Here is a 22922-nt window from a genome sequence, read left to right on the forward strand (position 1 = left end):
GCGCTACGGTTAACGAGCCGACGCGGGGTGGAGCAGCTCGGTAGCTCGCTGGGCTCATAACCCAGAGGTCGCAGGTTCAAATCCTGTCCCCGCTACGAGCCGGAAGGGCCCGGAGGAAACTCCGGGCCCTTCTGCATCTCCCGTCCCGCGTCCCGGCGGCGGCGGCCCGCCCGGAGTGCGCCGGTGAATCCCGCCCGTCCCGGGTGCCGCTGTTGCGCCGCTCGGCGAGGATGGGGGCATGTCTTCGTGGAACAAGTGGTGGGGCCGGCTGAGCGCGGTCCTCGGTGCGGTCGTGTTGTCGGTCTTCGTCCCGGTCGCGGCCTGGGCGTCCACCGGTCCCGGCGACCTGGTGGTCGAGGCCGCCAAGCGGCGTTCCCGGGGCGGCGGCGTCGGCTTCCTGGGGCTGCTCTGCTGCCTGGTCGTCGTCGGCGGGATCGTCGTGCTGGTGCTACTGCTGATGCGCAACCGGCGAAACCGTCCGCCACGCTGAGGGCGGCGGGTCGGGTCACTCGGCCAGCGCGGCGTTGGCCTGGGCGATGAACCGGGAGGTCGCCGGGCGGATGCCGGACCGGCCGGACAGGATCCCTTCGGCCGTGGCGACGAGCAGGGCCCGCACCCGGGCGTGCCCCTTCGGGGGCGGACTGGGCGCGGGGCCGAGCCCGTCGGCGAGGGCGGCGGCGAGGGCGGCGGCGCGCTGCTGCCCGGCGTCGGTCACGCTCTCCTCGACGTACCGGCGGATGGCGAGGTTCGGATTGACCCCCCGCTCCTGGCCCAGTGCCAGGCCCGCCCCCATGTTCGTGGTGAGGAAGTTGATCACCTCGGCCACGACGTCGGGTCGCCGGGTGCCGCGGAACGCCGCCCAGTACATCGACGCCCGCGCCCACTGCGCGCCCGGCGGGCCGGGGAACGCGGCCATCGCCAGCTCGTCGTTGGTGTAGCGCTGAAGCTCGGGGAACTGGTGGGCCCACGCGAACGAGGCGGCCGTGTGCCCGGTGACCACCAACTGCCGGTTCGTCTCGCCGTTGTCGGCCTGGTCGACCAGTGCGGCGCTCGGGGTGGCCTTGCGGGTCCGGGCGGCCTGCCACAGCTCGAACCAGTCGACCAGGTCGCTCGCGCCGAAGCCGAGCTGCCGGCCCTGGTACAGCTCGCCGCCCCGGGACCGCAGCCAGAGCCAGAGCGCCCGGTGGTCCCCGGACGGGTCCATCGTGCCGGCGACCCGGCCGTCGGCGGCCCGGGTGACCCGGGCCGCCCAGTCGACGTACTCCTGCCAGGACATCCCGGTGCGGGGCTCCGGGACGCCCAGCCGGCGTAGCAGGGCGCGGTTGTAGACCACGGCGGCGCTGGTCTGGGCCGCCGCCACGCCCATGGTGCGGCCGTCGACCTCGGCGTAGCGGACCAGGCCCGGGGGGAGCCCGCGCAGGTCGAGCCGGTGGTCGGCGGCGTACCCGCCGAGGTCGAGCAGGATGCCCCGCCGGGCGTACTCGGTGAGGACGGTGTCGTCGACCTGGATCAGGTCGGGCACGTTCCCGCCGGCCGCCTGGGTGGCCAGCCGGTCGTAGTAGCCGTCCAGGCCCTGCCAGGTGACCCGGAAGCTGACCCGGGGGTTGCGCGCGGAGTAGAGCCGCAGCGCCTTCTCGGTCAGCTCGGCCCGCTTCGTGCTGCCGTACCAGAAGACGGAGAGCTCGATCAGCCCGTCGTCGACGGGCGTCTCCTCCTCGCCGCCGCCGCATCCGGCCAGGCCGGGCACCGCGAGCGGCGCCCCGAGCAGTGCCCCCAGCAGTCGCCGGCGGCCCGGGTCGGCACCGGAGTGGGGGAGCGGGGGACGGGCGGTGGGCACGGGGACTCTCCTGGTCGTCCGGTGGGCGGTCGGACCATTTACACAGCCGGCGCGGGCGGGTGTCAACGGCCGTCCGGCCGGGGATCGGGCCGAGGCGACCGGGAGATCGGCCGGCCTCGCCGGCGGCCGTCGCCCGGCCCCTCCCGTCGCCCCGACCCTCCCGTCGCCCTGACCCTCCCGTCGTCCCGACCCGGGCCGGCCTGCAGGGGGCCGGTGGGCCCTCCCGGGTGGCCGGCACCCAGGCGTCCCGGGGGGCCGTGGTGTACTAGGGCGCGTGGAACTTCTGCACTCGGGCAAGGTCCGGGACGTCTACGCCGATGGCGAGGACCTGATCCTGGTCGCCTCGGACCGGATCTCGATCTACGACGTGGTGCTGCCGACCCCCGTACCCGACAAGGGCCGGCTGCTGACGGCGCTGTCGCTGTGGTGGTTCGAGCAGCTCGCCGATCTGGTGCCGAACCACGTCGTCTCCGCCACCGACGTGCCGGCGGAGTTCGCCGGCCGGGCGATCCGCTGCCGGCGGTTGGAGATGGTCCCGGTCGAGTGCGTCGCCCGGGGGTACCTCACCGGCGGCGGCCTCGCCGAGTACGAGCGCACCGGCGCGGTCTCCGGCGTCGAGCTGCCCCGCGGGCTGGTCGAGGCGTCGATCCTGCCGGAGCCGATCTTCACCCCGTCGACGAAGGCGCCCAGGGGCGAGCACGACGAGCCGATCACCTACCAGCAGGTGGTGGACAAGGTCGGCGCGGAGACCGCCGAGCGGCTGCGGCAGATCACCATCGACGTCTACCGCCGTGGCGCGGAGCTCGCCGCCGAGCGGGGCATCCTGGTCGCCGACACCAAGATCGAGCTGGGCTGGGCGGCGGACGGCACCCTGGTCCTCGGCGACGAGGTGCTCACCTCCGACTCGTCCCGGTTCTGGCCGGCCGAGTCGTACCAGCCGGGCCGGGCGCAGTTCTCCTACGACAAGCAGTACGTCCGGGACTGGGCGACCGCCGCCGGCTGGGACAAGCAGCCGCCGGCCCCCGAGGTGCCCGCCGAGGTGATCGAGGCGACCCGGGCCCGCTACGTCGAGGTCTACGAGAAGCTCACCGGCAACACCTGGGCCTGACCGCGACCCGTAACCGCGTTTTCGCCGCTCCTGCTGAACCGGGGCCGGGTAAGCACCGAGGATGCAGTCATCACCCTCGGTGCTCGCACGATTTCGGGATGGTCACATGAACGACGACATGTGGATCCGGGCTCTCAAGGCTGCCCGGGCCAGCGCGGGCGTCTCCCAGGAGGCGCTCGCCGAGCTGATCAGGTGGAGCCCGTCCACCATCGCGGCGATCTAGACCGGCCGGCGGCGGCCGACGCCGGACTTCGCCGCGGCGGCGGACGAGGCGCTCGCCACCGCCGGCCTGCTCGCCGAGCTGCTGGCCGCCGCCAACCGGCAGCAGTCGCCGGTCTGGTTCGCCCCGTGGCGGGCCGTGGAGGCCAATGCCGTCGCCCTGCGTACGTGCCAGCCGTCGCTGGTGCCGGGGCTGCTCCAGACCGAGGAGTACGCGCGGGCGGTGCTGACCGGGCAGGGCATCCACACCCCGGCCGAGGTGGGGCAGCTCGTCGCCGGCCGGATGGCCCGCCAGGAGCTGATCGACGGGCCCGCCCCCAGGCGGTTCACCGCCGTCGTGGACGAGGCTGCCCTGCGCCGGGTGGTCGGCGGCCCGGATGTCCAGCGCGCCCAACTGGAGCGCCTGGTCGAGTGGTCCGCGCTGCCGCACGTTCGGCTCTACGTCGTCCCGGCCGGTGCCGGCGCGCATCCCGGGCTGGCCGGCGGCTTCGTGCTGGCCACCCTGCCCGACGGCGACGAGGTGGCCTACGTGGACGGGGTCTTCGGTCAGGTGATGGACCGGCCGGGCGCGATCGATACACTCAGGTCGATGTGGGACACGCTGCTCGGCGAGGCCCTTTCCGAGGGCGCCTCGCTGGAGCTGATCGGGAAGCTGGTGAGCGAGCTGTGAACAGTGCCCCCACCCCTCGGTGGCGAGTGTCGACCCGGTCCGGCAACGGCGGCGACACCTGCGTGGAGGTCGCCGACAATCTGCCCGGCCGGGTCCTGGTGCGCGACTCGAAGGACCGCGACGGCGCGACCCTGACGTTCGCCCCGCCCGCCTGGCGCTCCTTCGTGGACCTGGTCAAGGCGGGCTGAACATTCGTCCTCCCCACCGGCTCTTTCTTGATCGTCTGTCGATCAACGAGACGACACGCCGGGTGACGCGCCGCCCAGCGACAGACGATCTTGAGGGCGGTCAGTCTTCCCAGTCGAGGGTGCGCTGGACGGCCTTGCGCCACTGGCGCAGCTCCCGCTCGCGGTGCTCGGCGTCCATCGTGGAGGTCCACTGGGCGTCGGAGCTCCACTGGGCGCGCAGGATGGCCAGGTCCGGCCAGAAGCCGACGGCGAGCCCGGCCGCGTACGCGGCGCCGAGGCAGGTGGTCTCGGTGATCCGGGAGCGGACCACTGGCACGTCCAGCACGTCGGCGAGGAACTGCATCAGCAGGCCGTTGGCCGTCATCCCGCCGTCCACCCGCAGCCGGCGCAGCGCCACGTCCGAGTCGGCGTTCATCGCGTCGACCACCTCGCGGGTCTGCCAGGCGGACGCCTCCAGCGCGGCCCGGGCCAGGTGCCCCTTGGTGACGTAACCGGTCAGCCCGGCGACCACCCCGCGCGCGTCGCTGCGCCAGTGCGGGGCGAACAGCCCGGAGAACGCCGGTACCACGTAGCAGCCGCCGTTGTCGTCGACCGTGCGGGCCAGGTCCTCCACCTCCGCGGCGGTGGAGATCAGGCCGAGGTTGTCCCGCAGCCACTGCACCAGCGAGCCGGTGACCGCGATCGCCCCCTCCAGGGCGTACGCGGCCGGCTGGCCGTGGATGCGGTAGGCGACCGTGGTCAGCAGGCCGTGCGTCGAGGTGACCGCGCTCGCGCCGGTGTTCAGCAGCAGGAAGCTGCCGGTGCCGTACGTGCACTTCGCCTCGCCCGGCTGGAAGCAGGTCTGCCCGAACAGGGCGGCCTGCTGGTCGCCGAGGGCGCTGGCCACCGGCACCCCGGCGAGCAGCCCGTCGGCGGTGCCGTACACCTCGGCCGACGAGCGGATCTCCGGCAGCATCGCGGCCGGCACACCGAGCGCGTCGAGCAACTCCGGGTCCCAGTCGAGGGTCTCCAGGTCCATCAGCATGGTCCGGCTCGCGTTGGTCACGTCGGTGACGTGCCGGCCGGTCAGCTTCCAGATCAGCCAGCTCTCCATCGTGCCGAACAGCACCTCGCCCCGCTCGGCGCGCTCGCGCAGCCCGTCGACGTGGTCGAGCAGCCAGCGCAGCTTCGGCCCGGCGAAGTAGGTGGCCAGGGTGAGCCCCGTGCGGGCGCGCAGCCGCTGCTCGCCGTACGCCTCGGCCAGCGCGCGTAGCTGCGGACCGGTGCGGGTGTCCTGCCAGACGACGGCGTTCGCGACCGGGCGGCCGGTGGCCCGGTCCCAGACCACGGTGGTCTCCCGCTGGTTGGTGATGCCGACCGCGGCCAGCCCCTCCGGGCCGGTGCCGGCGGCGTCCAGCGCCTCCCGCACCACGAGCTGGACGTTGTCCCAGATCTCCTCGGCGTCGTGCTCGACCCAGCCGGGCCGGGGGAAGATCTGCCGGTGCTCGCGCTGGGCCACGGCGACGATCTCCCCGGCCCGGTCGAACACGATGCACCGCGACGAGGTGGTGCCCTGGTCGATGGCGGCGACGTACGCTCCGGTCACGGCAGCACCGTACCCGGCCGGCCGCGCGTCCGCCGGCCACCGCCGGCCGTACGATCGGTCAACGTGCGCGACATCGCCGTTTTCAGTGGAACCGCCCATCCCGACCTCGCCGCCGAGATCTGTGCCCACCTCGGGGTGCCGCTGCACCCCGTGCGGGTGTCCCGGTTCGCCAACGACTGCCTGGAGGTGCAGTTGCAGGCGAACTGCCGGGAGCGGGACGTCTTCCTGATCCAGCCGCTGGTGCCGCCGACCCAGGAGCACCTGGTCGAGCTGCTACTCATGATCGACGCGGCCCGGGGCGCGTCGGCCGGCCGGATCACGGTGGTGCTGCCGCACTACGCGTACGCCCGGTCGGACAAGAAGGACGCGCCGCGCATCTCGATCGGCGGCCGGCTGGTCGCCGACCTGCTGACCTCGGCCGGCGCGGACCGGGTGCTGGCGCTGACCCTGCACTCGCCGCAGGTGCACGGGTTCTTCAGCGTCCCGGTGGACCATCTGCACGCGCTGCGGGAGCTGGCCGGCCACTTCCGGCGGTACGACCTGAGCAACGCCGTGGTGGTCTCGCCCGACCTGGGCAACGCCAAGGAGGCCGCCGCCTTCGCCCGGATGCTCGGCACCCCGGTCGCGGCCGGCGCGAAGCAGCGGTTCAGCGATGACCTGGTCAAGATCAGTACGGTGATCGGTGAGGTGGCCGACCGGGACGTGATCGTGCTCGACGACGAGATCGCCAAGGGCAGCACGGTGATCGAGCTGATGGCCCACCTGCGCGAGCTGAAGGTCCGCTCGATCCGGCTGGCCTGCACCCACGGCTTGTTCTCCAGCGGGGCGCTGGAGCGGCTCTGCGAGCAGGACGGGGTGTTGGAGATCGTCTGCACCAACACGGTGCCGATCCCGGCGGAGAAGCGGGTGCCGAAGCTGGAGGTGCTCTCCGTCGCGCCGGCGCTGGCCGAGGCGATGCGCCGGATCCACAACGGGGAGTCGGTCAGCGCCCTGTTCGGCTGAGCCCGGCCGGCGGCGCCCCCGGCCGGGCCGGGACCGCGACGGCGATCATTCCACGGCGCGCTCGCGGACGCCGATGGCGGCGGTGATCCGGACCGTGGTGCCGGCCGCGCCGGTCTCCACCTCCATGGCGTCGCTCAGCTCGCGGGCCAGCCAGAGGCCCCAGCCGCCGGCGGTGTCGGGGGCGGGGCGGTCGCGGTCGTCGAGCCGCCGGGCACTGATCCCCCGGCCGTTGTCGGCGACCTCGCAGACCAGCCGCCCGGGTTGCTGCCACAGCCGCAGCCAGCCCCGCCCGCCGCCGTGCCGGACCGCGTTGGTGATCAGCTCGTTGATCGCCAGCACGAAGTCGTCGAGGCGCTGCCCGTCCAGGCCCGACGCGTGCGCGCAGGAGGCGACCGAGTGGCGCAACTCGGTCACCTGTGCCTGGTCGAAGGCCTCGGCGATCAGGAGGGAAGTGTCGATGGGCACAACCGTACGCGGTGCGGGCAGTTCTGCGTTCGTCATGGCCCCGTCCGGGGTGGGTCGTGGACCGGATTTGCGGCTTTTCCACCGTACGCCAGGATTGGGGGTCGCGCATCCGGCACCCCTGCCGGCCCCGTACCGGGCTGTGGCATCGTGACGGACGTGCCGTCGCCGCCCGGTGGATTCGAGGTCCCGCTCTGGCGGGCCGTCGCGGTGTTCCGGTTCGCCGCCCTGGCGTACGTCGGCCTGCTGGTCCTGCGCGACGCCGACCGGTACGCCCACCCGGTGCTGGCCGGGGTGGTCCTGCTCGCGATGCTCGGCTGGACGGTGACCACCGCGTTCGGCTACGCCCGTCCGGCCTGGCGGGGCTGGCCGCTGCTGGTGGCCGACCTCGCGGTCGTGCTCGGGGTCCTGCTGGTCAGTCCGTGGGTGGAGGGGCGGGCGGCGCTCTCCACCGGCGCCCCCAGCCTCGCGGTGGTCTGGCTGGCCGGGCCGGTGCTCGCCTGGGCGGTCTCCGGCGGCCGGCGTCGGGGCACGGTGGCCGCGCTGCTGGTCGGCGGGGTCGACCTGGCGACCCGGGACCGGATCGGCCAGTCCACCCTCACCGGGGCGATCCTGCTGCTGCTGGCCGGCGCGGTGGTCGGGCACGTCGCCCGGCTCGCGGTGACCGCCGAGCAACGGCTGCACCGGGCGGTCGAGCTGGAGGCGGCGACCCGGGAACGGGAACGGCTCGCCCGGGACATCCACGACTCGGTGCTCCAGGTCCTGGCGTTGGTGCAGCGGCGCGGCGCGCACCTCGACGGGGAGGCCGGCGAGCTGGCCCGGCTGGCCGGGGAGCAGGAGGCCGCCCTGCGCGCCCTCATCGGGCGGGCGGGCGCCGTCGCGCCGGCCGGGGACGGAAACCCCCGCGACCTGCGGGCCATGCTCGACCGGTATGCCTCGGCGGCGGTCGCGGTCTCCGCGCCGGCCACCCCGGTTCCGCTGCCCAGGTGGGTGGCCGCCGAGCTGGCGGCCGCCGTGGGCGCGGCCCTGGACAACGTGACCCGGCACGCCGGCGGTCGGGCCTGGGTGCTGATCGAGGACGAGGGGGAGACGGTGACCGTCTCGGTACGCGACGAGGGGCCGGGGATCCCGGCGGGGCGGCTGGCCGAGGCCGCGGCGCAGGGGCGGCTGGGAGTGGCGCAGTCCATCCGGGGCCGGGTCGCCGACCTGGGCGGCGAGGTGCGGATCGTCTCCACCACCGGCGCGGGGACCGAGATCGAGCTGAGCGTGCCGAGGAGTGGGCGATGAGCACCGGCGTCCGGGTGATGGTGGTCGACGACCACCCGATGTGGCGTGAGGGGGTGGCCCGCGACCTCACCGAGGCCGGGCACCTGGTGGTCGCGACCAGCGGGGAGGGGCGGCAGGCCGTCCGGGTGGCCGCCGCGGCCCGCCCCGACGTGGTCGTGCTCGACCTGCAACTGCCGGACGTCTCCGGGGTCGAGGTGATCCGCGGCTTGCGCGCCGCGCTGCCCGAGGTGCGGGTGCTGATGCTGTCGGCCAGCGGCGAGCCGCAGAGCGTGCTGGACGCGGTGAAGGCCGGCGCCACCGGCTACCTGGTCAAGTCGGCCGCCCCGGCCGAGTTCCTGGACGCGGTGCGCCGCACGGCGGCCGGCGAACCGGTCTTCACGCCGAGCCTGGCGGGGCTGGTGCTGGGGGAGTACCGGCGGCTGGCGGCCGGCCCGGCGACCCGGGACGACACGGCGCCCCGGCTCACCGACCGGGAGACCGAGGTGCTGCGCCTGGTCGCCAAGGGGATGTCGTACAAGCAGATCGCCGAGCGGCTGGGGCTCTCCCACCGGACGGTGCAGAACCACGTGCAGAACACGCTCGGCAAGCTCCAACTCCACAACCGGGTCGAGCTGACCCGGTACGCCATAGAGCGGGGGCTGGACGACTGACGTCCTGAGCGCCGGCACCGGATAGACCGGGGGTTCGTCGTGCTAGCCGCGGCGCTACTGGCAGCTGCCGTCGGATGCCGGGACAGGGTCGGCCGCCCTGGTCCGAGAGCCAGGCAGGCGGTACCGCACCAAGGCCCGGGCGACGCCGTCGCCGAAGTCCCGCTCCCGGTGCGCGGACGTCAGCTCCCAGCCGGACTTCTCGTAGAACCGCCGGGCCCGGCGCGCTGCGGCTAGCGTCCACAGCGTCGCCTCGCGGAGGCTGGCCTGCCGCAGCTCGTCGTGCATCCGGCTGATCAGGGCGGTGGCCACCCCCGTCCCCCAGCATGACGGCTCGACGTAGAGCGCGAAGAGTTCCCAGGCGCCGGAGTCATCGTCGACGGGCCCGAACCGGGCGAGTCCCCGCACCGTGCCGTCGATCTCGGCCACCAGCACGCGGCTCTGCTGTATCCGCCGCTGCGCGAAGAGCCGGCCCCAGCCGGCCCGGCGCTGCTCAACTGCGGTGACGAGAAATCCGGGCTCGAAGACATCGGCGTAGCCGACCCGCCACGCCTCACCCTGCACCCGGCCCATGGCGTCGGCATCCGTTGGCACGGCATCACGAACGACGATCGTCTGCTCCGCCATATGTCGGCACACCCCCGTGGCACATGCGGGCATCGGTGGCGAGGTCGCTCGGCAGGATCCTTCCCAACACCCGGCTCCACCGTCGAGCGTACTCGGGAGGCGCCCTGGCACGGTCCCAGGTCTTCTGCAAGCATCTCGACGCCGAGTCGGCCCGGGCAGCGATGCTGAACCAGCGGGTTCTTCACGGAACGCCGGCCAGGCACCGGAGCGTCGCCGCCGAACTCCGGTCGCTGGCCGGCGGCGAGCCCGTTCCGGTCCAGCAGGTGCGCGACTGGTTGATCGCCGCAGGAGTGCCAGCGGGGCGGTGACCCCGCTCCTGCGGGTTCTGCCGCTTCTGGTCCGCTCAGTGCGACTCGGGCGGGCGGGTCTCGTGGATCGCCAGCTCCTCGGCGCTCGCCCCGCCCCCGGCCGACCCGGCGTCGTACGCGACGTTGTCGGTCTCCAGGTCGCTGTGCGCCCCCTCGTCCGGTTCCACCAGCCGCCCGACTTCGGCGTCGGCGACGCTGCCGAGCTGGCCGTGGTCGTACAGGGAGACCGGGGAGTGCGGGTCGGAGGTCGGACCCGGGTCGATCACGTCGGCGTCGAGTTGCGCCTGGGCCGCCTGCTCCTCGCTGTCGGCCTCGGCGGCGATGTCCGGGTCGACCGGGCCGGCCAGCGGGTCGTCGGCGGGGCGCTCGTAGCTCTCCCGATGGAGCTTGTAGTCCAGCGACTCGCCGTCGAGCTGCTCCTCGGCGGTGGTGCCGTACCGGTCCACCGCCACCGGCGTGCGGTCCCCGGGTAGCTGGGCCGGCTCCGGGCCGTCCGCCTCACGACCGGTCTCGACGTCGTCGTTGGCCGTCGAGTCGTCGTCGGCGGTGTCGGGCAGGCCCTCGGCCTCGGGATCGGAAACGGGGGTCGGGTACTCGTCGTCACGCATGGCTGATCACTACCCGCTGCCCACCGCCCGTAACCGACCCCCGCACTCGTCTCCCACCTGTCTCCCCACCCGACCCACCTCCGCCCTCGTCGATCATGGAGTCGTGGTGCCCGGCGAAAGCCGTGAAGCGGCATGAAACGGCCACCACAAGTCCATGATCGACGGGGCGGGGCGGGGTGGCACGGGGCGGGGTGGGGTGGCACGGGGTGGGGCGGCACTGGGTCAGTGGGGGAGGGGGGTGGGGGGCAGGACGGCCCAGACGAGCTTGCCGTCGGGTAGGAGGGTGCTGCCCCAGCGCTGGGCCACGGTGTCGATCAGCAGCAGGCCCCGGCCGCCCGCCGTGTCCACCGGGGCGAATCCGCGGTACGCCGGCTGCCGCCGGGAGTGGTCGCGTACGCCGATGTGCAGCGTGCCGCCGCGGGGCGCCAGCCGGACGGTCATCCCGGTGCGGGCGTGCGCGACCACGTTGTTGACCATCTCGGTCGCCGCGATGCAACCCGCCTCGGCCAGCGCACCGATCCCCCACCGGGCGCAGCCGTCGGTGACCAGCATCCGGACCTGCCGCGCGGCGCCGACGACCGGGGCCAGCTCCATGGTGGTCGCCGCGGCCATCGGGGCCCGGGCCAGCGCCGCCGTCGCCTCGTCGAGGGTCCGGTACACCGCCAGCCCGTCGCCGGCCGCCGCCCCGGTGGGGTCGAGGACCAGCACGTCCGCCGTTGGCCAGTCGGCGACCTCGCGGCGCACCTCGGCGAAGACCCGTCGGGCGGCGGGATCGATCATCCGCAGCCGGGACAGGTCGACCACCACCGGGCCGGGCCGGTCGCAGAGCCGCAGGAGCAGCGCGTCGCGTACGGCGTCGGTGGCGGCTGAATCGAGCACGCCGGACAACCGGAACAAGCCGGACGACTCGTCCGTCTCCACCAGGCAGCGCAGGTCGGTCGGCATGACCGTCCCATTCTGCACGCCGGTGGTGTCGCCCGCATCCGGCCGATCAGGGCGATTCATCAGCGGTTCATCCGGGTCCGGCGGTGCATCGCCGCCATCGTGCCGACCGCGGTGCCGGCGGCGAGCCCGACCGCGGCGGTCATCCGGACGAGCTGTCGCCGCCGGCCGTGCCACCCGCCGTCCCGCTCGGCCGCCGCGTCGGCGACGAAGACGTTGCCGGCGCTGTCCAGCCGGCCGGCGGGCCCGAACTGGGTGCGGTGGGCGTACCAGCCGAGGGCCCGCTCGGCCAGCGCCGGGGCGAGCCGCCACTGCGCGCCGATCAGCCGGGCGGCGCCCCCGGCGTACGCCTCCCGGCGGGGCCGGCGCAGCACCCGCACGATGGTCTCGGCCACCACCTCCGGCGAGTACACCGGTGGCGGCGGCACCAGTTCCCGGCCGGTGTGGTTGGCGGCGTGCCGGAAGAACGGGGTGTCGGTGGAGGCCGGCAGCACCGTGCAGACCGAGATGTTCCCCCGACCGGTGACCCGCAGCTCCTGCCGGACCGTGTCGGCCAGCCCCCGGATCCCGTGCTTGGTGGCGTTGTACGCCGACTGGTAGGGCATCGCCACCTCGGCCAGCACGGAGACGTTGTTGACCAGCACCCCGCCGCCGGCCGCGTCGAGGTACGGCAGGGCCGCCTTCATCCCGTACGCGGCACCGAGCAGGTTCACCTCCAGCACCCGGCGGAACTCCCCGACGGGGATCTCGTCGAAGAGTCCCACCGCGCTGACCGCCGCGTTGTTGACCCAGGCGTCGAGGTGGCCGAACTCCTCCGCCGCGCGAGCCGCGAGGCGTTCCACGGCCACCGGGTCCGTGACGTCCGTGGGTACGGCCAGCGCCCGGCCGCCCAGCTCACGGCAGTGGGACGCCACCCGCTCCAGAGCCTCCTCGCTGCGGGCCGCCAGCACCACGGCCGCGCCGCGGCGGGCCAGCGCGTACGCGGTCGCCGTGCCGATGCCGCTGGAGGCACCGGTGAGCACGATGCTCGCGTCGTCGAGGCTGCGGGAGAGAGGCATTCCTCGCCCGTACCCTCGACGCGCCCGCTCATGCCGCCGGCCCAGGTCGGATAGCCGTCCCGGCCGTCACGGCGCGCCCCTTCCCGCCCCGTCTCGTCCCGCCCGGCCCGGTCCCGGCCGGTCGTACGTTTCCGACTTGCCAGGTTTCGCTGCCCGGAGTCGCGGTTAATGGGACCCTCTGACCGGGAGGACCACCAGCTCAGCAAACGCGTGGAGGTGACCCATGCGCGTCGGCCTAGTGTGCGCGCACTCCGGCCCGTCGCGGTCCGCCGACGGTCCGGTGGTCGGCACGCGCGACCACATCGCGCGGGTCGCCGCCGAACTGGCCGGTCGCGGCCACGACGTGCATGTGTACGAGCGCCGTGACGATCCGGCGCTGCCGGCGACGCTGGAGCGCGACGGCTACCGGGTGGAGCGGGCCACGGTCGGCCCGGCCGCCCCGACGCCCACCGCCGAGTTGGTCCCGCACGTGGCCGAGTTCGGCCGCTGGCTGGCCGACCGGTGGTCCGGCGGGTGGATTCCGGACGTGGTGCACGGGCACTACTGGGTTGGCGGGCTGGCCGCCGCGCAGGCCGTACGGGAGACCGACATCCCGGTCGTGCAGACCTTCCACTCCCTCGGCGTGGAGCAGCTTCGCCACCTCGGCCCCCGCTACGACGGGCCGGGCACCCGGATCCCGCTGGAGCGGGCCCTGACCCGGGCGGTGGACATCGCGGTCGCCCAGTGCAACGACGAGGTCGACGAGCTGACCCGGATGGGGCTGCAACGCACGTCCGTGGCGATGGTGCCCGCCGGGGTGGACACCGAGCAGTTCCACCCCGACGGGGAGGCGGCCCCGCGCGACCAGCGCCCCCGGATCCTCTCCGTCGGCGGACTGTCGCCCGGGCACGGGCAGGAGGACCTGGTCCGCGCGATGCGGCTGGTCGGCGACGCCGAACTGGTGATCGCCGGTGGGCCGCCGGTCGACCAGCTCACGCACCACGCCGAGGCCCGCCGCCTGCGCGAGTTGGCCGAGCGCACCGGCATGGCCGACCAGGTGAAGCTCGTCGGCGCGGTGCCGCACGACCAGATGGCCACCTGGTACCGCTCGGCCGACGTGGTGGCCTGCACCCCGCACTACTCCTCGGCCGGCCGGGTGTCGCTGGAGGCGATGGCCTGCGGCGTGCCGGTCGTCGGGTACGCCATGGGCGGCATCGCCGACGCCGTGGTCGACGAGGTCACCGGGAAGCTGGTGCCCCCCGGCGACGTCCGGGCCCTGGGGGTGACCCTGCGCCGGCTGCTCGCCGACAACGCCGGCCGGTTCGCCTACGGGCACGCCGCGGTGGACCGGGTGCGGTGCAGCTACACCTGGGACCGGACGGCCGGCGCGCTGGAGCGGCTCTACGAGCGGGTGGTCGGCCGGCGCCGGCCGGTCGAAGCGGCGTAGCGGTCGCCGGCCGCCCGCCGGGCCGGGGCTCGGGCGGGCAGCAAACCCCGGTCGTGTTCCCGGGCCACCTCGTGGTGGTGCTGCGGCTCGGCGTACCTGGTCAGGCCGATCACCGCGGCCAGCGTGGTCAGGAAACCGAGCGCGGCCAGCCACTCCCGGCCGGGCCAGATCTTGTCGTTGAGCAGCAGCAGCCCCACGATCGCGGCGGGCACCGCCCCGGCCGCGTCCATCGCGGCGACCGCCGCCGTGGTCGAGCCGCGCTGCATGGCCAGGCCGAGCAGGAGCTGGCCGACCACCGAGTGGGCCACCAGCAGGTAGAGCAGCGGGTCCCGGACGAACCCCTCCACGGTGGTGGCGGAGGCGAGTGGGCGGGCCGCCACCGCGGCGGCGGAGAAGGCCAGTCCGGCGAGCGAGCCGAGCGCCACCGAGCCGGGCGCGCCGTGCAGGCGTACCGCGAAGACGCCGACCACGGCGATCACCGCCAGCGCCACGGCGAGCGCGACCAGGCCGGCGGTACCGAGCTGCCGGGACGGTGCCGGCTGCGCGGACAGCACCAGGCCGGTGATCCCGGCGAAGAGCAGCGCCAGCAGCCCGATCTCCGCCCTCGGCAGCCGCCACTTGAGCACCAGCACGCCGAGGATGGCGGTCACCCCCAGCCCGGCCGCCACGCTGGCCTGGACCAGGAACAGGGGCAGGTCCCGGCGGGCCAGGAAGGCCAGCACGAAGCCGGCGACCTGGCAGCCCAGCCCGACCAGGTACGTGCGGTGGCCGGCCAGCCGCAGCAGCAGCCCGGGGTCGAAGGTGTGGTGCAGGGTGGTCCGCGCCGCGGCGACGGACTGGAGGAGGTTGGCGATGCCGTACGCGACGATCATCGCCGCCAGGAAGCACCAACCGGAGGACACCACCTGGCGAGGATAGAGGCTGGCGGCGTTCAGCGCGCGGCCGGCCGACCCAGCCTGCCCAGGACGTCGGCGTGCAGCCGGCCGTTGCTGGCCACCGCGCTGTGCTCCCCGGCCGCGTCGCCGCCGGGGGCGGGCCGGCCGGCCAGGTCGGTGAGCGTCCCACCCGCCTCGGTGACGATCGGCACCAGCGCGGCCACGTCCCACAGGGACAGCTCCGGCTCGACCATCACGTCCAGCGCCCCCTCGGCCAGCAGCATGTAGCCGTAGAAGTCGCCGTACGCCCGGCTGCGCCAGGTGTCCCGCATGAGCTGGAGCACCGGCTCCAGCAGGCCGGCGTCCTCCCAGCCGGACAGGGACGAGTAGCAGAAGCTGGCGTCGGCGAGCCGGCTCACCCCGGAGACCCGGATCGGGGCGCCGTGGGCGGCGTCCGGGCCCGCGTACGCGCCCTCGCCGAGGGCGGCCCACCAGCGCCGGCCCAGCGCCGGCGCGGAGACCAGCCCGAGCACCGGGCGGTCCCCCTCCAGCAGGGCGATCAGGGTCGCCCAGACCGGCACCCCCCGGACGAAGTTCTTGGTGCCGTCGATCGGGTCGACCACCCAGCGCCGCCCGCCCGGCCCGGCGGCGGGCTGCTCGCCGTACTCCTCGCCGAGCAGGCCGTCGCCGGGGCGCCGCTCGGTCAGCAGCGCGCGGATCTTCCGCTCGACGGCGGTGTCGGCGTCGGAGACCGGGGTCAGGTCCGGCTTCGCCTCGACGCGCAGGTCGAGGGCGCGGAACCGGGCCGTGGAGATTTCGTCCGCCCGGTCGGCGAGCAGGTGGGCGAGGGCGAGGTCGTCGGCGTACCCGGTCATGCCGGAGACGGTAGCGGCGGCCAGGTCTGGCCCGGTCGGGTGGGTCGCGCCCGGCTGGCGGATCACGACCCGGCGAGCGGGTCGCCGGGGTTGCGCTGGTCGGGCTCGCGCGCGTCGCCCTCCCCGGACCGGGAGGCCAGCAGCCGGCGGTACGAGGCCAGCCGGCGGGCGTCGGCCTTGCCGGCGGCCACCCAGGCGTCCAGCGCGCAGCCGGCCTCGTCGGCGGTGTGCGGGCAGTTCACCGGGCAGTCGACCGTCCCCTCGACCAGGTCGGGGAAGCCGTGCAGCAGGCTGTCCGCCGAGACGTGCGCCAGCCCGAAGCTGCGCACCCCCGGGGTGTCGACGATCCAGCCCGGGTCGGTGTCCCCGCCCGGGCGGGGCGGCAGCCGCAGGGCCACCGCGCTGGTCGAGGTGTGCCGGCCCCGGCCGATCGCGCTGACCACGCCCACCGCCCGGTCGGCGTCCGGGACGAGGCGGTTGACCAGCGTCGACTTGCCCACCCCGGAGTGCCCCACCAGCACCGACACCCGCCCGGCGAGCAGGTCGCGCAGCGCGTCGAGGTCGGAGTCGGGTCGGACCAGCACGTACGGCAGCTCCAGCTCGGCGTAGTACCCGAGCACCTGCTCGGGGCCGGCCAGGTCGGCCTTGGTCAGGCAGAGCAGCGGCTCGATGTCCGCGTCGTACGCGGCCACCAGGCAGCGGTCGATGAACCCGGTTCGCGGCGGCGGGTCGGCCAGCGCGCTGACGATCACGAGCTGGTCGGCGTTGGCCACCACGACCCGCTCCAGCCGCCCCTCGGCGGTGTTCTCGTCGTCGTCGGCGGTGCGCCTCAGCACCGAGCTGCGCTCGGCGATCCGGACGATCCGGGCCAGCGCCCCGGCCGCCCCGGAGGTGTCGCCGACCAGGCCCACCCGGTCGCCCACCACCACCGACTTGCGGCCCAGCTCCCGGGCCCGCATGGCGGTCACCAGCGGGGCGTCCGGGCCGGCGTCGGGCAGGACGCAGGTGTAGCGGCCCCGGTCGACGGCGATGACGAGGCCGTCGACCGCGTCCTCGTGCCGGGGTCGGGTCCGGGTGCGTGGGCGCGAGGACTTCCCGGGCCGGACCCGCACGTCGTCCTCGTCGTACTCCCGCCGTTTGGTCGCCAGGACGTCCCCCCGCCGTGTCAGCTCTTTCCGGTCACCATCGCCGACCATAGTGCCGGAAACTCCGGCATGGTCTTCGAGGTGCACGACACGTCGTCAAGTTCGACGCCGGGGACGGCGAGCCCGGTCACCGCGGCGGCGTGCGCCATCCGGTGGTCGTGGTACGTGCGGAACGTCCCGCCGCGCAGCGGTCGGGGGCGGATCTCCAGCCCGTCGGCGGACTCGGTGAGGTCCGCGCCGAGTCCGGCGAACTCGCGGGCGAGCGCGGCGATCCGGTCGGTCTCGTGCCCCCGGATGTGCGCGACGCCGGTGAACCGCGACGGCGAGTCGGCGAGCATGGCGAGCGCGGTCAGCGCCGGGGTCAGCTCGCTGACGTCGGAGAGGTCGGCGTCGATCCCGTGCACCGTGCCGGTGCCGCGCACGGTCAGGCCGGTGGTGGTGAGGGTCACCTCGCCGCCCATCCGGGACAGCAGGGCGCGGAGCTGCTCGACCGGCTGGGCGCTGCTGCGCGGCCAGCCCCGCAGCGTCACCTCGCCCCCGGTGACCAGCGCGGCGGCGAAGAACGGCACCGCGCCGGAGAGGTCCGGCTCGATCTCCCAGCCCCGCCCGCTCAGCGGACCCGGCTCGACGACCCAGACGTCCGGGACGCTGTCGTCGACGGCCGCCCCGGCGGCCCGCAGCATCTGCACGGTCATCCGCAGGTGCGGCGCGGACGGGACCGGCGGGCCGACGTGCCGGACCACCACGCCCCGGTCGAAGCGGGGCGCGGCCAGCAGCAGGCCGGAGACGAGCTGGCTGGAGGCGGAGGCGTCGATCACCACCTCGCCGCCGGCCACCCGGCCGGCACCGAACACGGTCAGCGGCAGGCTGCCGGTGGTCGGGGTCTCGACCCGCACCCCGAGGGTGCGCAGCGCCCCGATCAGCGGGCCGAGCGGCCGGGTGCGGGCCTGCGGGTCGCCGTCGAAGGTGACCCGCCCGTCGGCGAGGCCGGCGACCGGCGGCACGAACCGCATGATGGTGCCGGCCAGGCCGACGTCGACGTGTGCCGGGCCGGCCAGCGGGTGCGGCCGGACCAGCCACCGGTCGTCGTCCGCGATCGACATGTGCGCGCCGAGTGCCCGCAGCCCGCCGGCCATCAGCTCGGTGTCCCGGGCCCGCAGTGGCCCGGCCAGCGTGGAGGGACCGCTGGCCAGCGCGCTGAGCACCAGCGCGCGGGCGGTCATCGACTTGGAGCCGGGCAGCCGCAGCGTGGCCACCACCGGATCGGACGCGGTCGGAGCGGTCCACGGCTGTAACGGCCGGGTCGCGGTCGGAATCCCCACGGTGACATTCTGCCGTGTCCCGCCCCGGCTCGGCGGGCCGGCGGGTCCGCTCCCGGTTGGCGGGACAGCCGAACGCGGCGCGGGACGTTAGCGTGTGCCCCATGTGCGGGAGGTACGCGACGACCCGGGGCGCGGGTGAGCTGAGCGGGCTGTTCGAGTCGTACGACGAGACCGACGGCCGCGTCCGGTCGAGCCACAACGTGGCGCCCACCTCCGCCGTGCCGCTGGTCCGGCTCTCCGCCGAGGGGCACCGGGTCCTGTCCGCCGGCCGCTGGGGGTTCCTGCCGCCGTGGTCGCGCTCGCCGGGCGACGGGGCCCGGATGATCAACGCGCGGGCCGAGACGGTGGCCACCAGCCGGGCGTACGCGCCCGCGTTCGCCCGCCGCCGCTGTCTGGTCCCCGCCGACGGCTGGTACGAGTGGGTCCGCCGGCCGGAGGGCGGCCGGCGGGCCTACTACATGACCCCGGCCGACGCCTCCGTGCTCGCCCTGGCGGGCATCTGGACGACCTGGCAGGGGCCGGCCGGGCCCGTGCTGACGTTCAGCGTGCTGACCACCGCTGCCGTCGGCGAACTGGCCGAGGTGCACGAGCGGATGCCGCTGCTGCTGCCCCGGGAGCGCTGGGCGTCCTGGTTGGGGCCCGTGGACGACCCGGCCGTGCTGCTCGCCCCGCCCGCCGCCGACTGGCTGGCCGGCCTGGAGGTCCGGCCGGTCGGGTCGGCGGTCGGCAACGTCCGCAACGACGGGCCGCAGTTGACCGCCCGGGTGCCGGCGCAGACCGCGCTGACCGGGGACATCACGCTTTTCTGACAAGCGACGAAGCACATTGTCGCGGACTGATTCGCCAGGGTTGCGCCGGATCGTCGACCGCCTTTTTAGTCATTCTTCCCGCGAGACCCTTGTCCCCGTGTCCGGAAGTGCGATACAACACAGCGCCGGTAGTGGGCGACGATTCGCACGGTGCGAACGCCGCCCATCGATCTTTCCGGTCCCACGGGGGAGGTGGGTGGATGACACGGGCGCGTATGCCCCGCCCGCATGAGGTGGCCGCCGCACGACGAGATCCGCGACTGCTGCGGGCGTTGCGTGAACGGCGACAGGACGAAGCCTGGCGGACCAGAGGGACCTGCCAGAGTGTGGATCCGGAGACGTTCTTTCCGGCGCCCAACGAACCGGCCGATGTGGCGGTGGCCCTCTGTCGCAGTTGCGATGTACAGGGATCCTGCCTGGCCTGGGCGTTGGATGTCGGCGACTGCCACGGCGTCTGGGGCGGCACCACGCCGCGCGAGCGCCGGGCGATGCTGGTCGCCTGGCGCAGCGAGGTGGACCCGGACCCGGACGCGGCCGACGAGGCCGGCCCGCCGGTGCGGGACCGGCTGCTCACCCTGGTCCCGCTGAGCTGACCCGTCAAGGGCGCGGCGATCTTCGCCGGTGCCGGCGAGGGCCTGGTGGTCCGCCGTGCCCGGCGTACGGGCCGGGGCGCGATCCCGCGGCGGACCCACTGCGCCGTCCCGCCGACCCGCAGAATGGGCCCGTGCGGCACGACGACGAGATCGGGACACCACGCGGGCCGGCCCGGGTCGACACCGACCTGCCGGCCGGCCCGCCGTTCGCCCTGCTGGTGCTCGGGCACGGCGCGGGCGGCGATGTCAGCGCGCCCGACCTGGTCGCGGTCCGGGACGCGGCGGTCGCCGCCGGGGTGGCCGTGGTCCGGGTGACCCAGCCGTACCGGGTGGCCGGGCGGCGCGCCCCGGCCCCCGCCGGGCACCTCGACGAGGCGTGGACGGCGGTCGTGGCCGAGGTGCGCCGGCGACACCCCGCCGGGCGGGCGCTGGTGGTGGGCGGCCGGTCCAGCGGCGCCCGGGTGGCCTGCCGTACCGCAGTGGCCGTCGGCGCGGACGCGGTGCTGGCGCTGGCCTTCCCGCTGCACCCGCCGGGCCGGCCGGAGCGCTCCCGGGCGGCGGAACTGGCCACCGGCCTGCCGACGCTGGTGGTCAACGGCGACCGGGACCCCTTCGGCGTGCCCGCGGCGGGCCCGCCGGTCCGGGTGGTGGTCCGCCCCGGCGAGCGGCACGACCTGCGCGACGATCCGGCCGGCACGGCCGCCGTGGTGATCGACTGGCTGCGCGGGCGCGGCTGGGCGTCGCCCTGACCGGCGGCCCCGGTCGCCCGCCACCCCCCGGACGCGGGCGGGCGGGACCGGAGCGCGGCCGTGACCGGGAGCGGCACGCGTCGTTGTCTCCGGTGGTGTCGGGTGCCCGATCCTGGCGACCGGCACCGTCCCTCCCAGGCCCTTCCTGGTCCCAGCGTCGGCGCTCGCCGGGGCCGGGACCAGGAACGGGGGCGATCGGCCGGAATGCCAGGCGTGGCGGCCCGCGTTACCTCCCACGGACGAGATTTCTGCTTCAGGGGGGTGTGACCGGTGCCGACCGAGACACGGAGCCGGGAACGGGACGAGCGGGAGGCGCGGCAGCTCAGACGGCTGCTCAAGGCGCCGGAGTGGCCCGCCCCGGCGCGGCCGGACGGGCCCGCGGCGGTGAGGACCAGCACACCGGCCGAAAGTGAATCTGCGCCCGGGCCCTGGCGCGTATCCTCGGCGGGAAAGCATCCGACGCGAGGGGATGTGCGGTTGACCACCGAGAAGACGGACGAGCGCAGGGCCCGCTTCGAGCGGGATGCGATGCCCTTCGTCGATCAGCTCTACGCCGCCGGGCTGCGCATGACGCGCAATCCGGCCGACGCGGAGGACCTGGTCCAGGAGACGTACCTGAAGGCGTACGCGGCCTTCCACCAGTTCGAACAGGGCACGAACCTGAAGGCCTGGCTGTACCGGATCCTGACCAACACCTACATCAACTCCTACCGCAAACGGCAGCGCCAGCCGATCCAGGCGCCCACCGAGGAGATCACCGACTGGCAGCTCGCCGAGGCCGAGTCGCACACCTCCAGCGGGCTCCGCTCGGCCGAGACCGAGGCGCTGGACCGACTGCCCGACAGCGACGTCAAGCAGGCCCTCCAGCAGTTGCCGGAGGAATTCCGGCTGGCCGTCTACCTCACCGATGTCGAGGGCTTCTCCTACAAGGAGGTGGCCGACATAATGGGCACCCCCATCGGCACGGTGATGTCGCGGCTGCACCGCGGCCGACGTAATCTGCGCAAGCTGCTCGAACGGTACGCCGCCGAGCGCGGCTTCACCGCTGCGCAGCCGGCCAAGGGTTCGACCGCCGCCGCCGGCCGGGAGGTGTGACGTGAGCTGTGGGAAGCCGCACGAGACGGACTGCCACGAGGTGCTCGCGGAGGTCTACCTCTACCTGGACCTGGAGTGCGCCGAGGAGCGCCGCCTGCTGATCAGGCGCCACCTCGACGAGTGCGGGCCCTGCCTGCGCGAGTACGGCCTTGAGCAGGAGGTGAAGGCGCTGGTGGCTCGGTGCTGCGGCAACGAGACCGCGCCGGAGCAGTTGCGCGAGCGGCTGCGGGTCCGCCTCACCGAGCTGATCGTCTTCGAGCCGACCGAGTCGCGCGAGCTGGCCGACTGACGGGTACCCGCCACGACCACACGATGGTGGCCCGGGTCGGTCGACCCGGGCCACCATCGTGTCCCGGCCCCGTGGGCCGGGGGCGGCGGGCAGGCCGCCGCGCCGGTCAGGAGTTGGGGCGCTTGCCGTGGTTCGCGCTGCTCTTCTTCCGGGCCTTCTTCTTCCGGGACTTCTTCGCCATGTCGACCTCCTCAGGTGCTGGTCACTTCCGCCCGCGAGAGAACGCGGCGGTGGTCGGATACCGGCCCTCGGACACCCGCGGGCCGACCCGCTGATGCTAGTGCGGCCGGCGTCCGGCGTGGTCCGCCGGGGCAGTGCTCGCGCGCGACCCCTGTCCCGTCCCGGGCGCGACGCGTGTCGTACGCCGTCACCCACTCCGCCCCCGCCACGAGCCGGCGCATGATTGGATACCGATCGCAGACACACCGGTGGAGAGGGAGGTCCGACATGGCCGAGGAGATCCGCGCCGAGATGGTGGCCAATGTGTGGAAGGTCGTCGCGGCGGCCGGGGACACCGTCGCCGAGGGGGACACCCTGGTGATCCTGGAGTCGATGAAGATGGAGATCCCGGTCATCGCCGAGGCCGACGGTGTCGTCCAGCAGCTCGCGGTCAGCGAGGGCGACGTGGTGCAGGACGGCGACCTGATCGCTGTGATCGGTTGACCGGCCTGCTGGTCCGGCGGGCCGACGAGGCCGACTTCGCGGCGGTGGCCCGGCTGACCGTCGCCGCGTACGAGGCCGACGGGCAGCTCAAGGGGGAGAACGGCTACGCCGTCGCGCTCGCCGACGTGGCGACCCGGGCGGCCGGTGGCGAGGTGCTGGTCGCCGTGGACGAGGCCACCGGCGAGCTGCTCGGGTCGGTCACGTTCGTGCTGCCCGGCACCCCGTACGCCGAACTCTGCGGCCCCGGCGAGGCCGAGTTCCGGATGCTCGCGGTGGACCCGGCCGCCCAGGGCCGGGGAGCCGGCGCGGCGCTGGTGCGGGCCTGCCTGTCCCGCGCCACCGGGCTGGGCTGCTCGGCGGTGGTGATCTGTGTCCGGGCCGGTTTCGCCGAGGCCGGCCGGAGGCTCTACGAGCGGCTGGGCTTCGTCCGCACGCCGGAGCGGGACTGGTCGCCGTTGCCCGGGGTGGAGCTGCTCGGCCTGCGCCGGGAACTGCCCGCGCCGACCCCCTGACGCTCAGCCCTCGCCGACCCC

At 74.6% G+C, this 22922-nt stretch carries 28 protein-coding genes and 1 tRNA gene; 17 read left to right on the forward strand and 12 right to left on the reverse strand.

Annotated features, from left to right (window positions below; genetic code table 11):
* Nucleotides 1-21: 21 nt before the first annotated feature.
* Together C5N14_RS03180 and C5N14_RS03185 are read left to right on the forward strand one after the other, a co-directional pair.
* Nucleotides 22-95, forward strand: a tRNA-Met gene (locus tag C5N14_RS03180).
* Between the two features lie 143 nt (nucleotides 96-238).
* Nucleotides 239-490 carry a hypothetical protein gene (locus C5N14_RS03185; protein WP_117665301.1) on the forward strand — a complete coding sequence of 84 codons (252 nt, stop codon included), beginning with the start codon at nucleotides 239-241 and terminating at the stop codon, nucleotides 488-490.
* Between the two features lie 15 nt (nucleotides 491-505).
* Here the strand turns inward: C5N14_RS03185 and C5N14_RS03190 are convergent, their stop codons facing one another.
* Nucleotides 506-1837, reverse strand: a complete 1332-nt coding sequence (locus C5N14_RS03190; RefSeq protein WP_117665303.1) for an ABC transporter substrate-binding protein — start codon at nucleotides 1835-1837, stop codon at nucleotides 506-508.
* Nucleotides 1838-2111: 274 nt separating this feature from the next.
* On the opposite strand from C5N14_RS03190, the gene C5N14_RS03195 reads away from it, so the two are divergent.
* The 4 genes from C5N14_RS03195 to C5N14_RS03205 all read left to right on the forward strand — a co-directional run bounded on the left by C5N14_RS03195 (nucleotide 2112) and on the right by C5N14_RS03205 (nucleotide 4022).
* Complete coding sequence (locus tag C5N14_RS03195) at nucleotides 2112-2945, forward strand: phosphoribosylaminoimidazolesuccinocarboxamide synthase (RefSeq protein WP_117665305.1); 834 nt, start codon at nucleotides 2112-2114, stop codon at nucleotides 2943-2945.
* A 106-nt stretch (nucleotides 2946-3051) separates the two neighbouring features.
* Entirely contained in the window at nucleotides 3052-3168 is a 117-nt protein-coding gene (locus tag C5N14_RS32850; RefSeq protein ID WP_243639098.1) for a helix-turn-helix transcriptional regulator, read from the forward strand.
* Nucleotides 3169-3303: 135 nt separating this feature from the next.
* Nucleotides 3304-3834 (forward strand): DUF5753 domain-containing protein, encoded by a 531-nt coding sequence (locus tag C5N14_RS03200; RefSeq protein ID WP_243639099.1) that lies wholly within the window; start codon nucleotides 3304-3306, stop codon nucleotides 3832-3834.
* A 26-nt stretch (nucleotides 3835-3860) separates the two neighbouring features.
* On the forward strand, nucleotides 3861-4022 hold the full coding sequence (locus tag C5N14_RS03205; RefSeq protein ID WP_243639101.1) for a DUF397 domain-containing protein: 162 nt from the start codon (nucleotides 3861-3863) through the stop codon (nucleotides 4020-4022).
* A gap of 100 nt (nucleotides 4023-4122) precedes the next feature.
* Here the strand turns inward: C5N14_RS03205 and glpK are convergent, their stop codons facing one another.
* Nucleotides 4123-5607 carry a glycerol kinase GlpK gene (gene glpK, locus C5N14_RS03210; RefSeq protein ID WP_117665309.1) on the reverse strand — a complete coding sequence of 495 codons (1485 nt, stop codon included), beginning with the start codon at nucleotides 5605-5607 and terminating at the stop codon, nucleotides 4123-4125.
* Nucleotides 5608-5670: 63 nt separating this feature from the next.
* On the opposite strand from glpK, the gene C5N14_RS03215 reads away from it, so the two are divergent.
* The gene (locus C5N14_RS03215) at nucleotides 5671-6609 is read left to right on the forward strand and encodes a ribose-phosphate pyrophosphokinase (RefSeq protein WP_117665311.1); all 939 of its coding nucleotides are present in this window, start codon (nucleotides 5671-5673) and stop codon (nucleotides 6607-6609) included.
* 45 nt (nucleotides 6610-6654) lie between these two features.
* Here C5N14_RS03215 and C5N14_RS03220 read toward each other — a convergent pair whose 3' ends face one another.
* Nucleotides 6655-7110 (reverse strand): ATP-binding protein, encoded by a 456-nt coding sequence (locus C5N14_RS03220; protein ID WP_117665313.1) that lies wholly within the window; start codon nucleotides 7108-7110, stop codon nucleotides 6655-6657.
* A 111-nt stretch (nucleotides 7111-7221) separates the two neighbouring features.
* Here C5N14_RS03220 and macS point away from each other — a divergent pair, with 111 nt between their 5' ends.
* Nucleotides 7222-8358 (forward strand): MacS family sensor histidine kinase, encoded by a 1137-nt coding sequence (gene macS / locus C5N14_RS03225; protein WP_371685791.1) that lies wholly within the window; start codon nucleotides 7222-7224, stop codon nucleotides 8356-8358.
* Entirely contained in the window at nucleotides 8355-9008 is a 654-nt protein-coding gene (locus tag C5N14_RS03230; RefSeq protein ID WP_117665317.1) for a response regulator transcription factor, read from the forward strand. The genes macS and C5N14_RS03230 overlap by 4 nt, the downstream gene beginning before the upstream one ends.
* A 54-nt stretch (nucleotides 9009-9062) precedes the next feature.
* On the opposite strand, the gene C5N14_RS03235 is transcribed toward C5N14_RS03230, so the two are convergent.
* The 4 genes from C5N14_RS03235 to C5N14_RS03255 form a co-directional block, all read right to left on the reverse strand.
* Nucleotides 9063-9599, reverse strand: a complete 537-nt coding sequence (locus C5N14_RS03235; RefSeq protein WP_165878020.1) for a GNAT family N-acetyltransferase — start codon at nucleotides 9597-9599, stop codon at nucleotides 9063-9065.
* Nucleotides 9600-9975: 376 nt separating this feature from the next.
* Nucleotides 9976-10548: a DUF5709 domain-containing protein gene (locus C5N14_RS03245; RefSeq protein ID WP_117665322.1), complete on the reverse strand. Its 573-nt coding sequence runs from the start codon at nucleotides 10546-10548 to the stop codon at nucleotides 9976-9978.
* A 222-nt stretch (nucleotides 10549-10770) separates the two neighbouring features.
* Nucleotides 10771-11553: an ATP-binding protein gene (locus C5N14_RS03250; protein WP_117665324.1), complete on the reverse strand. Its 783-nt coding sequence runs from the start codon at nucleotides 11551-11553 to the stop codon at nucleotides 10771-10773.
* Nucleotides 11553-12548 carry an SDR family oxidoreductase gene (locus C5N14_RS03255; protein WP_117665326.1) on the reverse strand — a complete coding sequence of 332 codons (996 nt, stop codon included), beginning with the start codon at nucleotides 12546-12548 and terminating at the stop codon, nucleotides 11553-11555. The genes C5N14_RS03250 and C5N14_RS03255 overlap by 1 nt, the downstream gene beginning before the upstream one ends.
* A 223-nt stretch (nucleotides 12549-12771) precedes the next feature.
* Between C5N14_RS03255 and C5N14_RS03260 the strand changes: the two genes are divergently transcribed.
* Complete coding sequence (locus C5N14_RS03260) at nucleotides 12772-13974, forward strand: glycosyltransferase (RefSeq protein ID WP_117665328.1); 1203 nt, start codon at nucleotides 12772-12774, stop codon at nucleotides 13972-13974.
* On the opposite strand, the gene C5N14_RS03265 is transcribed toward C5N14_RS03260, so the two are convergent.
* From C5N14_RS03265 to aroA, 4 genes are all read right to left on the reverse strand, one after another.
* A complete protein-coding gene (locus C5N14_RS03265) occupies nucleotides 13929-14846 on the reverse strand; it encodes a hypothetical protein (protein WP_117665515.1) in 918 nt (305 codons plus the stop codon). The genes C5N14_RS03260 and C5N14_RS03265 overlap by 46 nt on opposite strands.
* Nucleotides 14847-14905: 59 nt before the next feature.
* Complete coding sequence (gene hisN / locus C5N14_RS03270) at nucleotides 14906-15724, reverse strand: histidinol-phosphatase (protein ID WP_117665517.1); 819 nt, start codon at nucleotides 15722-15724, stop codon at nucleotides 14906-14908.
* 62 nt (nucleotides 15725-15786) lie between these two features.
* Nucleotides 15787-16920 carry a ribosome small subunit-dependent GTPase A gene (gene rsgA, locus C5N14_RS03275; RefSeq protein WP_117665330.1) on the reverse strand — a complete coding sequence of 378 codons (1134 nt, stop codon included), beginning with the start codon at nucleotides 16918-16920 and terminating at the stop codon, nucleotides 15787-15789.
* Nucleotides 16890-18191, reverse strand: a complete 1302-nt coding sequence (aroA, locus tag C5N14_RS03280) for a 3-phosphoshikimate 1-carboxyvinyltransferase (protein ID WP_117665332.1) — start codon at nucleotides 18189-18191, stop codon at nucleotides 16890-16892. The genes rsgA and aroA overlap by 31 nt, the downstream gene beginning before the upstream one ends.
* A gap of 101 nt (nucleotides 18192-18292) precedes the next feature.
* Between aroA and C5N14_RS03285 the strand changes: the two genes are divergently transcribed.
* The 5 genes from C5N14_RS03285 (at nucleotide 18293) to rsrA (ending at nucleotide 21726) form a co-directional block, all read left to right on the forward strand.
* A complete protein-coding gene (locus tag C5N14_RS03285; protein ID WP_117665334.1) occupies nucleotides 18293-19000 on the forward strand; it encodes an SOS response-associated peptidase in 708 nt (235 codons plus the stop codon).
* A gap of 200 nt (nucleotides 19001-19200) precedes the next feature.
* Complete coding sequence (locus C5N14_RS03290) at nucleotides 19201-19593, forward strand: WhiB family transcriptional regulator (protein ID WP_117665336.1); 393 nt, start codon at nucleotides 19201-19203, stop codon at nucleotides 19591-19593.
* A 131-nt stretch (nucleotides 19594-19724) separates the two neighbouring features.
* Nucleotides 19725-20342 carry an alpha/beta family hydrolase gene (locus C5N14_RS03295; protein WP_117665338.1) on the forward strand — a complete coding sequence of 206 codons (618 nt, stop codon included), beginning with the start codon at nucleotides 19725-19727 and terminating at the stop codon, nucleotides 20340-20342.
* 270 nt (nucleotides 20343-20612) lie between these two features.
* Entirely contained in the window at nucleotides 20613-21437 is an 825-nt protein-coding gene (locus tag C5N14_RS03300) for a sigma-70 family RNA polymerase sigma factor (RefSeq protein WP_117665340.1), read from the forward strand.
* 1 nt (nucleotide 21438) lies between these two features.
* Nucleotides 21439-21726 (forward strand): mycothiol system anti-sigma-R factor, encoded by a 288-nt coding sequence (gene rsrA / locus C5N14_RS03305; RefSeq protein ID WP_117665342.1) that lies wholly within the window; start codon nucleotides 21439-21441, stop codon nucleotides 21724-21726.
* A 106-nt stretch (nucleotides 21727-21832) separates the two neighbouring features.
* On the opposite strand, the gene C5N14_RS34075 is transcribed toward rsrA, so the two are convergent.
* On the reverse strand, nucleotides 21833-21907 hold the full coding sequence (locus C5N14_RS34075; RefSeq protein WP_370657623.1) for a 50S ribosomal protein bL37: 75 nt from the start codon (nucleotides 21905-21907) through the stop codon (nucleotides 21833-21835).
* A 266-nt stretch (nucleotides 21908-22173) separates the two neighbouring features.
* Here C5N14_RS34075 and C5N14_RS03315 point away from each other — a divergent pair, with 266 nt between their 5' ends.
* Nucleotides 22174-22389, forward strand: coding sequence for a biotin/lipoyl-binding carrier protein (locus C5N14_RS03315; protein WP_117665346.1), 216 nt, complete (start codon nucleotides 22174-22176; stop codon nucleotides 22387-22389).
* Nucleotides 22386-22901: a GNAT family N-acetyltransferase gene (locus C5N14_RS03320; RefSeq protein ID WP_117665348.1), complete on the forward strand. Its 516-nt coding sequence runs from the start codon at nucleotides 22386-22388 to the stop codon at nucleotides 22899-22901. The genes C5N14_RS03315 and C5N14_RS03320 overlap by 4 nt, the downstream gene beginning before the upstream one ends.
* Nucleotides 22902-22922: the final 21 nt, after the last annotated feature.

It is taken from the genome of Micromonospora sp. MW-13 (genome assembly GCF_003434305.1).
Lineage (GTDB): Bacteria > Actinomycetota > Actinomycetes > Mycobacteriales > Micromonosporaceae > Micromonospora.

What these genes read in the sequence shown, in the direction of transcription:
- C5N14_RS03185 (WP_117665301.1), top strand. Translation starts at nt 239, where the DNA reads ATGTCTTCGTGGAACAAGTGGTGGGGCCGGCTGAGCGCGGTCCTCGGT.
- C5N14_RS03245 (WP_117665322.1), bottom strand. Translation starts at nt 10,548, where the DNA reads ATGCGTGACGACGAGTACCCGACCCCCGTTTCCGATCCCGAGGCCGAG.
- C5N14_RS03285 (WP_117665334.1), top strand. Translation starts at nt 18,293, where the DNA reads ATGTGCGGGAGGTACGCGACGACCCGGGGCGCGGGTGAGCTGAGCGGG.
- C5N14_RS03315 (WP_117665346.1), top strand. Translation starts at nt 22,174, where the DNA reads ATGGCCGAGGAGATCCGCGCCGAGATGGTGGCCAATGTGTGGAAGGTC.
- C5N14_RS32850 (WP_243639098.1), top strand. Translation starts at nt 3,052, where the DNA reads ATGAACGACGACATGTGGATCCGGGCTCTCAAGGCTGCCCGGGCCAGC.
- C5N14_RS03260 (WP_117665328.1), top strand. Translation starts at nt 12,772, where the DNA reads ATGCGCGTCGGCCTAGTGTGCGCGCACTCCGGCCCGTCGCGGTCCGCC.
- hisN (WP_117665517.1), bottom strand. Translation starts at nt 15,724, where the DNA reads ATGACCGGGTACGCCGACGACCTCGCCCTCGCCCACCTGCTCGCCGAC.
- C5N14_RS03265 (WP_117665515.1), bottom strand. Translation starts at nt 14,846, where the DNA reads ATGATCGTCGCGTACGGCATCGCCAACCTCCTCCAGTCCGTCGCCGCG.
- C5N14_RS03290 (WP_117665336.1), top strand. Translation starts at nt 19,201, where the DNA reads ATGACACGGGCGCGTATGCCCCGCCCGCATGAGGTGGCCGCCGCACGA.
- rsgA (WP_117665330.1), bottom strand. Translation starts at nt 16,920, where the DNA reads ATGGTCGGCGATGGTGACCGGAAAGAGCTGACACGGCGGGGGGACGTC.
- C5N14_RS03220 (WP_117665313.1), bottom strand. Translation starts at nt 7,110, where the DNA reads ATGACGAACGCAGAACTGCCCGCACCGCGTACGGTTGTGCCCATCGAC.
- C5N14_RS03255 (WP_117665326.1), bottom strand. Translation starts at nt 12,548, where the DNA reads ATGCCTCTCTCCCGCAGCCTCGACGACGCGAGCATCGTGCTCACCGGT.
- C5N14_RS03250 (WP_117665324.1), bottom strand. Translation starts at nt 11,553, where the DNA reads ATGAATCGCCCTGATCGGCCGGATGCGGGCGACACCACCGGCGTGCAG.
- C5N14_RS03230 (WP_117665317.1), top strand. Translation starts at nt 8,355, where the DNA reads ATGAGCACCGGCGTCCGGGTGATGGTGGTCGACGACCACCCGATGTGG.